Source organism: Spirosoma litoris, from assembly GCF_054776755.1.
On the sequence record NZ_BAAHBI010000035.1, the window covers coordinates 330,963 to 342,860 of the forward strand.

At 49.6% G+C, this 11,898-nt stretch carries 9 protein-coding genes; 8 read left to right on the top strand and 1 reads right to left on the bottom strand.

The genetic code is table 11. From position 1 onward, the window contains the following. Positions 1–15: 15 nt before the first annotated feature. On the top strand, positions 16–1,878 hold the full coding sequence (locus ACYVGR_RS20750) for an outer membrane beta-barrel protein (RefSeq protein ID WP_460960190.1): 1,863 nt from the start codon (positions 16–18) through the stop codon (positions 1,876–1,878). A gap of 21 nt (positions 1,879–1,899) precedes the next feature. On the opposite strand, the gene ACYVGR_RS20755 is transcribed toward ACYVGR_RS20750, so the two are convergent. Next, positions 1,900–2,832 carry a type VI secretion system baseplate subunit TssG gene (locus ACYVGR_RS20755; RefSeq protein WP_460960192.1) on the bottom strand — a complete coding sequence of 311 codons (933 nt, stop codon included), beginning with the start codon at positions 2,830–2,832 and terminating at the stop codon, positions 1,900–1,902. 70 nt (positions 2,833–2,902) lie between these two features. Between ACYVGR_RS20755 and ACYVGR_RS20760 the strand changes: the two genes are divergently transcribed. The 7 genes from ACYVGR_RS20760 (at position 2,903) to ACYVGR_RS20790 (ending at position 11,894) form a co-directional block, all read left to right on the top strand. Beyond that, entirely contained in the window at positions 2,903–3,409 is a 507-nt protein-coding gene (locus ACYVGR_RS20760; RefSeq protein ID WP_460960194.1) for a hypothetical protein, read from the top strand. A gap of 9 nt (positions 3,410–3,418) precedes the next feature. Further along, positions 3,419–3,934, top strand: a complete 516-nt coding sequence (gene tssO / locus ACYVGR_RS20765; protein ID WP_460960196.1) for a type VI secretion system TssO — start codon at positions 3,419–3,421, stop codon at positions 3,932–3,934. Between the two features lie 5 nt (positions 3,935–3,939). Beyond that, positions 3,940–4,827, top strand: coding sequence for a PKD domain-containing protein (locus ACYVGR_RS20770; protein WP_460960198.1), 888 nt, complete (start codon positions 3,940–3,942; stop codon positions 4,825–4,827). Continuing rightward, entirely contained in the window at positions 4,824–7,313 is a 2,490-nt protein-coding gene (tssR, locus tag ACYVGR_RS20775) for a type VI secretion system protein TssR domain-containing protein (RefSeq protein ID WP_460960200.1), read from the top strand. Before ACYVGR_RS20770 ends, tssR begins: the two co-directional genes overlap by 4 nt. Positions 7,314–7,339: 26 nt before the next feature. Then, positions 7,340–9,832 carry an ATP-dependent Clp protease ATP-binding subunit gene (locus ACYVGR_RS20780; protein ID WP_460960202.1) on the top strand — a complete coding sequence of 831 codons (2,493 nt, stop codon included), beginning with the start codon at positions 7,340–7,342 and terminating at the stop codon, positions 9,830–9,832. A 180-nt stretch (positions 9,833–10,012) separates the two neighbouring features. Next, positions 10,013–10,471: a hypothetical protein gene (locus ACYVGR_RS20785; protein WP_460960204.1), complete on the top strand. Its 459-nt coding sequence runs from the start codon at positions 10,013–10,015 to the stop codon at positions 10,469–10,471. A 49-nt stretch (positions 10,472–10,520) separates the two neighbouring features. Then, positions 10,521–11,894 carry a type VI secretion system contractile sheath protein TssC gene (locus ACYVGR_RS20790; RefSeq protein WP_460960206.1) on the top strand — a complete coding sequence of 458 codons (1,374 nt, stop codon included), beginning with the start codon at positions 10,521–10,523 and terminating at the stop codon, positions 11,892–11,894. Positions 11,895–11,898: the final 4 nt, after the last annotated feature.

Sequence of the window (11,898 nt, forward strand, 5' to 3'; positions counted from 1 at the left end):
CCATGTATATCGTTTATGCGTATCGTTTTCTGGTTTGTAGTTAGTTATGCTGTTCTCGCCCTGGTTAATCGGGGTGTGGCACAGGATTCGCTACTCTACAATCCTAACCCCTTAGTATTAACCCACCCCACATCCATTGATGCTTTTGCCCCTTTTAAATGGCGATTGAGTGGTACTATTGGCTACCACCAGTTACAACAGAAAGGCTATTTAAATGATAATCTGTATCTGACAAATGGAGTTCAGACCACGCTTTCTGCCGATTATTTTGTTGGTCGAAATTGGGGGCTTGGCGTTTTAGCTGGCTATCAGAATTTACGGGTAAGCGATTTATACCGACTGGATAAGTCGATCCCTTTATTCCCAACTCCCCACGTGCTGCCGCTTACCTCCCAGCACAGTTTTATGCTGGCAGTTGGCCCCGCTTTTTCATTTCCACTGAGCCAGCGCTTACTGTTCGATGTAGAGCTTAGGGGCGGGGTATTTTATAACGATGCCCCTATTCTGGGCGCTTACATATCGGGTACTACACAGGATAATCTGTTGAATGGCACATACGTTACAACGGTTTCGCCAAGCGATCAACGGGCTCGAATTGGATTCACCGGGAGCGCTGGCTTCAAATACCAGGTTAGTCCGCAAATAGGACTAGGTTTATCGGCCAACACGACCCTGACCTCGCTTGGGTATACACAGGTAAACAGTTCAAATGGCTTTTCGCAGAAGCGTTTGGATATGAACACGATAGGTGTTCAGTTTGGGGTTTCGTACCGGTTTTTGTCGTCCAAACGACAAGGGTCCAACGACGTTCCCGCAAGAGCACCCAAGCCTGTTTGTTATCCGCCCATTCTGGACCCCAATCAGCCCAACGAATACGAGGTGGGTATAAATAGCAGACCGACGTTAAAATGGCGAAGTAGTGCGCCTATCTACACCGAGGGCGAACAGTATTCGTTCCGGCTGTATACGTTACCCGGTAACCGGCTGATCTACGAAAAAACGGGGAAAGATTCTCAGTTCATCTGGCCAACGCAACTCGCGTTGCCAGATTCAGCGAGTTATTTTTTCTACTCCGTTTCTACCGTTCGCAATGACGAATTTGAGCAATCGTGCCGCAGTGAGCCCGTTGCTGGAACACTCGGGTTTTATATACGCCCATCGGCCCGACAGGCAGCTATTCCCCGCGAACCGGCTCCGATCTTTGCGCTTAAACTGTATGAGTTGAGCTTAGAAAGGGTTGCCAGGGTTACGTCTAAAGCCACAAAACCTGCACCCAAGCCTGTCAGTCCGTCTGTTGCACGAACTGATACAATTCGAGCGAATTCGGTAAAAGTAGATTCGGTGAAAACAGCCGCCCTACGCCCTGACTCTGTGCGTTCTGATTCTGCGCGGACTAAGGCGATGCGATCAGATTCGATCCGAACGGATTCGATTCGTTTGGATTCAGCCAGGGCGAATGCAGTGCGTTCTGATTCTGCGCGCGCTATTGCTGTCCGATCTGATTCCGTTCGGGCAGACTCTGCGAAGATTACGGCAATACGTTCTGATTCTGTGCGGGCGAATACGGAGCTGTATTCGTCCAAAATCGTCTTTAGGCTTCTTTATGAAGGAGAAACGCAGGAACTGGACTTTAGCTGGCCGAGTCGTCTTCCACTGCCGACGCAGCCAACGGTGTATCAGTATACAATCAATCGCATCAATAGCCAGCAACTCCTGCAAAACAACTATATAATCGTTGAGCCCGATGGCTGTTCAATAGTCATTGGCGAAGCAACAAAAAATCAACGCTTACACTATATGGGTCCGCGCGCTGGCCCAATCAGGCAACCGTCGATAAAGAAACCAACGCGCTCACCAACGAAAAAAGGCAAGCCGTAATGCCGGGAAGCTACGATATGGTTAAAGAAAGGAATTGTAACCCAGAAATGTATCCGCTGTTTTAGGAGCACCTGGTTTCGTTAACACGGAAATGGATACTTCGCTGGAAACAGGTAAAAAATAGTCAATGAGATTATGCAATAGAGCAATCGTTTTTGAGTGTGGCAGAAAATCGGCCACCCGGTTATCCGGAACGGGACCAATACTAATCCGTATCCCATTCCAGTCGGCGTCGAAATGGTCGCTAACAACGGTATCGATGCCAAGTCGGCAGTTGTCCAGTCTTGGTAAGCCGCCCTCGCGTGTTGATTCATCTAATCGGCGTCCCGCTTCAACTTGAGCCGGAACCCCAAAGAAGAGATGGAGAAAGCGGCCAAACCAGGGCAGATTACTGCGGAGCAGGTGTAACCAGGGCAGTATTTGAATAAAAATACCCGCCTGACTACGGCTCATAGCGTTTATGATTGGCCAGTGTTCGGCAAACTGTTTGATAATCTCGGTAGCGCCGTCCAGATGGTCAACCGAACTATCGTAATGAACAGATAGGGTACGCAGGTGATTCAGTTCAGCATCGAAGGGAAGAAAAAACAAGCGCGCCTGTCGTTCTTCCTCCCGATCCCGTCGTATGCCGTCAAGAAGTTGATCGACATTTTCAGGACCTGTCGATTCGGCTGGGCTGAAAAATAGATAATGGGGCAGCATATCGAACAAGCCCTCGCGGGGTGTATCGATGCGGTTGTAAATGAAGGTCGAGCCTTCCAGCAACCAGTCGCTAACGTCCTCAATGTCTTTAGAGTAGGCTCGGCTATAGAGCCCGGTTGGATTGACAATGATCCGTTCGGGAGCCATCTGTTGATTAGCCAGGGAAGCCGCTAAAATTTCGGCCTTAAAATCGACGTCAAGAAGATCGAGGAAATAAGGAGATGAAACGGCCGATGGATCAGAGACAGACATGAGTTTATAAGGAGTTGAGGTATTGAAAGAACAAGTTATCAGTTTCCAATGAAAGAATCTTTCTACACGAATGAAATCATTAAATCATAAAGAGATTAAGCAGGCTTTCAATCATTTTTTTACCTGGTTTACCAGTTTATTGGTGGTAACGATACTCTGTGTGTATTCCTGTGTTCAAACAAGTTTGCGTCAGGCAACTCAATTAATTCAGCAAAAAGAAGCGTTTGATCGGGTCATTTATACCGATGCGATGCTGGCCGATAAGGTTGACTCATTGTACACCTATATGAGTCTGATGAACACAAATCGGAATCAGGATGACCAGCAATTACAACGGTTGGTTACCCGGAAGAAAGAAGAGTTTACCCGATTGGTCAGTCAGCAACAGAAAACTCAGCAGTACTTTGTGGTTTACAATCGCTTATTCAGTCACATAAACGAGATGTTATTGTTAAAAGACTCCCTGAACAAGTCGATGGTTGAAGAAGGCGACCTGCGGGATGAACTAAGAGGATGTCTGCAACAGGCTGTAGAGGAGAATCGGCAGAATAAACGGAGAGGGCCCATCGCTAATTAACCCAGTTTTATGAATAGTTTTTTTCGGCTTACGATGCGCGAACGTCGTCTCCAATTTATCTACCTGCTGGCGGCCATTAGCTTCTTGTCTGTAGTAGTTAGCTGGATTGCGTTTCGTAATAAAACGTATTCAAGTTCAGAATCGAAGTACCTGTCGAATCAAATCAAGATGAAAGAGCGGGTCTTGAAAAGTCAACTTGACAACATACCCTTGCTCGATTCGGCCTATCATGCCATTGTTGTCTATCGGCCTGAGATCAATGCTGTATTTATTGAAGTTGATATTGAAGATCGCCTGAATGAAATCCGTCGCCTATCCAACCCACAATCGGAAGGGACTCGGTTTCGGACGTTTGCGCAGATTGCCGACTTCTATAAGATGATGTACGTAGACAAAAAGCTGGTTTGGAGTAAACAGTCGAACATTAGTTTGTTTCGTAAACAATTGGATGACTGTAGCGTCGGTATGTTCCCCGGTGCTGCCCCAGCCTCAGGCGCAAACCCGTCTGTCACCAGTTCCCGATAAGTACTATGAACAGTAAAATGACCTTATCGGCCCGGGCCTTTTTGCTTACTGTAGGTATGCTGGTTGTGTTGTACTGGTATACCTCCGATGTAGAAATTCAGGCCAGGGTGTACCCGGTTCAGCAAGTGGTTGGCCAGCCGGTTCGCTATATAGATAGCACGAGTCAGGCCGAACAATGGCACTGGGAATTTGGCGATGGGCAGGAGTCTCCGCGAGCAAGGGGGGTAGTCCGCTATTATCGGCCGGGTACTTATCTGATTCGCTTACGGGTCAATAAAGAAGTAACCCGAACGTTTTCAGTCGTGATCAGGCCAGAACCGATGGTTATCCGGCAGGATTCTCTTGTGCAGATACAAGGGCCATCAACGGGTTATGAACGGGAGAAGCTGGTTTTTACGGCTGTGGGGGGGCGGGCGAGTCAGTTCACCTGGCGGTTCGGGGCTAGTGGACAGGTCGATTCCCGCGATCAGACGGCTATTTATAGTTACCCTGCCGACGAAGATCGTTCGAAGCCGCACACCTATACCATTGAGTTGATGACGGATGTAACGAAGTATCCGATCCGGAAGCAGATTACCATCATCCGGGGCTATAACAAGTTTGATCCCCCCATCGATTCACTGGATATCGTTGGCAGTGATATTCGACGTCGGCTTCAGCAAATTGCTGATGGACAATCATTTAATAGCAATTACAATTATTTGCTGAGCAAATACCTGTGCAACCGCAATAATTCGCTTGTCCAGATTAACAACACAAAAGCCAACGATTTTTATTCCTATTGCATGGGACTCCAGTTCGATCAGGGAGTCCATATTGATGGGGTTGCAGTTGTTTCCGATTCGGTTACGTCCTGCATTACACGCTTAAATGTGACTCAACATAAACCATGAAATGCCTGCCGATTTACTGGCCAGTTTATTCCCCTAATCGGCAGTTTCGGTTAGACCGGCTCTGGTATTGCTTTGTTGTTCTGACGTTTTGGCTCGGCTGTCCTGACCTGGCCAGAGCCCAATTGCCTTTTTTCCTGCGCGTGGCTCGTCAGCCCGACAATCTGGTACCCGTATCGGGAACGCCTAATCAGGTTCAGTCAGGTGTTGGCATATCAAAATCAGGCGCTAAGGCTAATCTCCAGCCACCGGGTGGGTCGCCCTGGATTGTCTATTCTGATCGCAATAACAACATAACGTTTCGGAGTTCGAACGGCACAACGCCCTTTAAGAAAATGGGGTTTATGGAAGCCTTTTACGTACTGAAAGAGCGAAATGGCTATTTAAAACTCATTAAGTACGATCCGGCGCTCGTTATCGGCAATAAGTTTTCAAAGCGTGTTATCCCCGATCGAAAAGCTGTTGTTTACTACGGCTGGGCGCTCAAAAGCCGCTTTTTACTGGCGAACCAGAGTAGCCGATCGTCTGATCAACGCCGGGCACAGATCGTGAGTGCTGTATTAGCCCAACCTGCCCTGCTGACGAACCCCGAGCAATACCTGTCGAATGATTCGATTCGGCTATATATGGACCCTTCTCAGCAGGCGCTTGCCGACACCAGAATGCGCCTGTATGATCTGGCCTATGTGTATAAGCTCTCCGAAACGCGTCGGCAAGCGCTGGTCGGGCGTGCATCCTGGTTCCCGACCGATAGTGTCAAACAGATCATGTTAGGCTGGACACCTATTGAAGTGTTACAACCGATAGGCCAGCGTTTATTCATCGAAGCCGACACCGCCAACCTATCGTCCAAGCCAATTTCCTTTTATCGATCCGTTTCGGCGCTACTTCGGGGAGGTCGTGATTCAACCCTCATTAACAGTACCTTTCCGGCTGTTTCCTGGGATCGGCTGGGGCCTAAATTTCCGGTACTGAAACAATACAGCGTTAAAGACAGCCAGGTTGTATTGCTGACCAATGCGCTAACCCCGCTGGTTGAGAAACGACAGGTTCCGGTGCTGAATGTGATCGGGCAGACGATTTCGAACCAGATACTACCTCGTGTCCGGGCCAATACAACGAATTACAATCTTGTTTACGTCGTAGAAGGGAGTTCCGCCATGCAACCCTATTGGGGCGAATTGATGAACACCATTCAGTTTACGATTACTCAGTTATCGCAGGATACGACTCGGACCATTTCGTTACAGGTCGGCTCAGTCGTTTATGACGATTATGAAAAATCGGATGACAACAAGACGCTCAAAGGTAAGGTCACACTCCTTCCCCTGACGGCCAATTACACGAGCCTACTGAGTCGGTTAAGTCGCATTGCGCCACCACCCCGGAATCGCCCGGAGGCCGAACCGAAATGCATCCGATCGGGCGTTAGCGAAGCCTTAAAACAATTTGCTAACCATCCTGACGAAAATAACATTATCATATTGGTTGGAATTAACGGCGATGTACAGTCGATTATTGATGGTAAGCTGATTCCAACAGCGCTGAAAACCATAGAATGTCGATTGCTGGCGTTTCAGCCTTTTGGCGCTCCGGGCGATATTCCTAATAACTTCATTCTCCACAGCCGGGAGTTGGTTATGGAGATCGCTAACAGAGGCAGCGATCTCAAAAAAGCACGGCTTGTTCGGCCCGATATGGTTACGGCTACGAATGAATTTAACCTTCGGATGGGCGACCGGAATGTGTACCAACTGGCGTATCCCGACCGCAGCATGGTACCGGGTTGGGTGCTTTTTCCCCGTAAAAATCAGGCACTACCCTTCAAGGAATTGTATGCCGCTACCGATAGTCTGTTTCAACAGGTCTCCAACGAATCGCAGAAAGTGACGGCGGCTTTAGAAAAAACCTTTCAGAAGCTGGAACCCCAGGGCGACCGGGTAAATCCAAAACTGAGCCCGGTGTATGCCTCTGCGGGACTGAAACTGCCTGCCAGCCCCTCAACGCTAACGCGTATTGACGAATATCCGTACCTGACGCGGGCATATACGCCAGAGCGGCTTAGCGGAGGGGCACGCTGGAAGTATATTGCCTTACTCCCGCTCGATGAATATGACGGTATTGGTCGATGGCTGGATATGCTAAGTGGTGATGACATCGACCCAAGCCTCTACCTCGACCGGATACGGCTCCATAGTCGCTATCGACAAGTGCTGAGTGAAGCCAGTTTATCTACACGAGGCTCCATCACGCTGGATCAGCTATTAAAAGGCCTGCTGGATTTGCCTGTTGCGAATCCATTGTTTAAACGCATTGCTCTTGGCGATTTGACCAGCCGTAAGCAGGTGTCCGATGCGTTGCTCAATCAGGTTTTGTATGTACTACGCGAACGACGCGACTATTTCCGACGCATACCCACCTTCCGAAACAGCCGATTCGCATCGAACGGCCGGACTTATTACTGGATTAGCGAAGATCTATTTAAATAAACCCTCTACCTCAACTCTGCTCAGTTATGCGCCACTTACCTCTGAATCAATCGGTCGAAAAAGCCTTACACATTGCTCGTGCCTTAGCGCGTGAGTATTACAATGAGAAATTTTCGGCAGCCCACCTCATGCGGGCTATGCTTCATGATGATGTGGGCGGGAGCGCGCTGCTGAACGCCTTACAGCATGATGTAGCTTATATTTTCGACTGGGCCGATGTCTGGATGGAAGAGCTGCCTCGTGTGGGTCAGGCGGTAACAAACCCAGAACCCGACGAATCGGTGGAGCGGGTTATGAACGAAGCAGACTTTCTGCGCGTCAAGCTGGGTCTGGATTATATCGAAATCATCTGTGTATTGGCAGCTTTAACCAAGCCGGGTATTGGTTTTTCGGCCGATCAGCTTCGCTCGTTACCGTTGCAGGAGCGCGATCTGATGGAACGGTTTGTGCGCGATTTATCGGCGGCACCTACGACATCTGGCGCTCAGACAGGAACAGGTACCAACGGGAGAGAGCAGACCAGTTATCCGTCGATGACCAAAGAACCCAAGTTCTGCATCGACAAAACCGCTCAGGCCCGCGCGGGCAAACTGGACCCTGTGGTCGGGCGAAATGAGGAAGTACGAACAATGCTTGAGATTCTGGGTCGACGTAGCAAGCCCAACGTGATGGTGGTGGGCGATCCGGGTGTCGGGAAGAGCGCGCTGATCGACGGGCTGGCGCAACAGATCGTGGCGGGTCTGGTACCTGCCCGAATGAAAAATGCCATTCTGCTGGAACTGGACCCCGGTGCCTTGCTGGCTGGCGCGTCGTACAAAGGTGAAGTGGAAGATCGGCTAAAAACGGTCATCAAAGACGTCAAGCAATACGAAAAGTGTATTCTGTTCATCGACGAAATCCACATGTTACTCGATCCGAAAGGATCGGCCGGAAATGGGGTGGCCAACTTGCTAAAGCCAGAACTGGCGCGGGGTGAACTGACTGTGATTGGGGCAACCACCCCCGAAGAATACCGTAAGCTGATTGAACCCGATCAGGCACTGAGCCGTCGGTTTGAGATGCTGACCGTAGCGGAACCCAACGAGAAAGTGGCCGACCGAATGATGCGCGGGCTGGTTCCGGCCTACGAACAGCATCACCAGTTAAAAATACAGCCGGAGGTAATCTCAACCTGCATCCGGCTGGCTCGCCGATACAGCAAGGAACGCCGATTACCTGACTCCGCCCTCGACCTGCTCGACCGAACGATGGCCGCCATTCGGATGGCAATCGAAACGTCGGGTACTGAACTGAGCCAGATTGAAAAGACCATTAACGAGTTGGCCCAGGGCGACTTAACGCCGGAAGAGGCTCTGGAAGAATACCGCTGGATTGATACGCTGCTGCATCACCAGGTCAGCCCGGTTTTGCTGGGCCAGTGGGAAGACGACGTCGACCCAGCCGAACTAGAAACAGCCGTAGCGTATCATGAGTACATCATAAGCAAACTAGGCCGTTTCAAGGAATTGGCCAGCAAACAGGAAGATACCGTTACAACCAGCGATCTGGCAGCTGTGGTAGCGCACAAAACGGGGATTCCGATGGGTAAGGTGCAGGCCCAGGAAAAGGAGCGACTGTTGTCGATGGAGAGTTTTCTGCAACGGCGTGTGGTGGGGCAAGATCACGCCTTACATGCCCTATCCGACGCTATTCTGGAATCGCGCAGTGGCTTGCAGCGAGCGGGCCAGCCCATTGGCTCGTTCTTCCTGCTTGGACCTACGGGTACCGGAAAAACCGAATTGTCGAAATCGCTGGCCGATTTTCTGTTCAACGATGAACGGGCGCTGATCCGTTTCGATATGTCGGAGTTTAAGGAAGAACATTCTGCGGCATTGCTCTATGGCGCCCCTCCGGGCTATGTAGGTTATGAAGAGGGCGGATTATTGGTGAATAAGATTCGAAAACAGCCTTACTCCGTTGTTCTGTTCGATGAGATTGAAAAGGCTCACAACTCTGTTTTCGACATCTTTCTGCAAATCATGGATGAAGGTCGTTTGCACGATAAACTCGGCAAGGAAGGCGACTTCACCAATGCGCTGCTCATTTTTACCTCCAACATTGGTAGTGAATGGATTAGTGGTGAGTTTCAGGCCGGGCGAATGCCAACGTCGCAGCAATTAATGACGCGGATGACGGGCCAGTTTCGCCCTGAATTTCTGGCCCGGATTACCGAGATCATCCCATTCTCCCCAATGAAAGAGGAAAATGTGGTCCGGATTTTTGACATCCAGCTGGCGCATCTGCACAAAAGTCTTCAGCAACAGGGTATTGATTTAACTGTCAGCGAAGAAGCCCGACGCCAGTTAGCCTTGCAGGGATTCACCCCTCAATACGGTGCTCGCCCACTGGCCGGTATCATCCGGAACCAGCTACGCCGACCAATCTCACGCCTGATTATTTCCGGGCAATTACAGAAAGGCCAGGCCCTGAACGTTGGCTGGGATGAGCAAGCCGCTGAGCTGGTTTGGCAGATAAACTAGGCGTTACCCGTTTTGTATACTTTATAGTTTTCGCAGTAAAAAAACGAGATTGGGCACTGATTGCGAGCGACAAAAAAAGATACCGTTTGTTTGAAATTACCCCCCTTGGCGAAGCGAGCATCTTGCTGCCTACCGTCTTATTAATAGCTTTGATAAACTTAAAAATCAGCTGAATAAGATATGTTTGACTTCGAAATTGGTGGTAACGAGATTAAGCCCGAATCAGCGGAGGGTATCGTTAATATCCCCTTCAATCGTACGCTGCTAGCACAAAAACTTACGCACGAGGCTCCGGTTAATCCAGAAACTGTCTATGGCTTGAAAACCGTTGAAGCTGTTTTCGATCACTTTAAGCCCGAAGTGGAAGTCGAGATGGAAACGATCGAGGGTATGCCAAAGAAAGAAACCTTAAAATTTCGGAGCGTAGCCGATTTTCGGGTTAAAGAAATGGTTGCTCAAAGTCCATTTCTTCGCTCATTGGATGCCCAGTATCAGGAATACACCCAGATCAGCCGTCGCTTACAGGGCCACCGGATTCTGCAAACAGCGTTGGGAAACCCCGATACCAAAGCGGCACTGATCGAAACGCTGGAAGCCTTAGTTGCAGAACTCGAAGCAAGCGAAAAAACCGAGGCTTAACGTATCAAACTCTTCTTCTTTTCTCTCAATCAGTCCCTTATACGTCTTCATGGAAAGCGAACCTACAGCATCTTCAGCACAACTTGATGCACGGCCCTCTACAGCAATTAGCCGTGGTGCCACCCTTCCCGGCATTCCTGCCCTATCTGCTTACGGTGGTTATGCCTTTATCGAAAGTTTTATTGATGGTTCACAAAATCTGAACCCCGACCGCAAAGCGCGGAAGAAAATATACATGGGCGACCCAACCAAAGAAACGGATCGGGCTGTCCTGAAAGAAAAACTCAAACTCTGGATCGAAGTATTAAAATCGTCTGACAATCAGAACGAAATGCTCGATACCGCGAAAGAAAAAGCTATAGAAGTTGAGCAGAATCTACGTAAAAATCTGCTCACAACGCTGGAAACAACCCGTGAACTGGAAACCAGCTATCGGGCACTCTCTTTATTCTACAAAAACGCTGAGGCCGACAAGCTACCAAACGTTACGATTGTCAACGCCAGTTTCGAGCAATTGACAGACCTCGACAACTCTCGCTTCATTGATTATATCAATGACGAATTGAAGCAAAACTTCGACCGTCTTGACCTGCGCCAGAACTATTCGCTGCTGGTAGTTCCGGGCTTCATGGGCTCTAACGCGGTGCTGGAAAAATGGGGTAAAATTGCGCACAACAACAAAGTAACCCTGTTTACGGACTTTGCTGATCTGGAAAGCTCCGAAGACGTTATCGATATGTTCGGCACGGCCAACATGACGGGCGCTGAGTTATTCCGCTCCAGCATTGTCATGACCTGCAACTGGGTTGTGGGCCGTAGCAAAGTGGCCGAAGTGGGCGAGGTTGAGAACTTGTACGTTCCGCCCTCCATGGCACTGGCCGGTAAAATCTACTATACACTCATGTCGCAGGTAACGGCTGGTAAGAAACATGGCGGTATGAACGAAGTACCGGGCGTTCGCTTCCCACTTCGTAAGAGTGAACTGTCGGCAGTTGAGCGTCTGAATTTAGTACCAATGATCGATGAGTACGGCCGGGTTATGGCGTTCGGTAGCAAAACCCTCTTCAATGGCGACAACATCGGGTTGCAAACCTACTCCGTTGTACGGGTATTCGATTACATCACGAAAGTACTGTTCGACTTCCTGAACCGCCGGGCGTTCGAAAACTGGAACTCGCTCATCGAGGCCGACCTGCGCCGTCAGATTGCTGGCTTCCTGGATAGCATTAAAGGGCCCGACAAGTTGATCGATCAGTTCCGGATCATGCGTCTGGAACGCGACGACAAGGTAAAAGATCGGATTTATCTCGACATCCGCCTGACGCCTTACTTCCCTGCTAAGAGCTTCGTGATTCGGTTGGATGGACGCCGGGGTGATGATGTGGAAAGTCCAGAATGGGTATCTGATTACGGTCAGGCTTAATCGC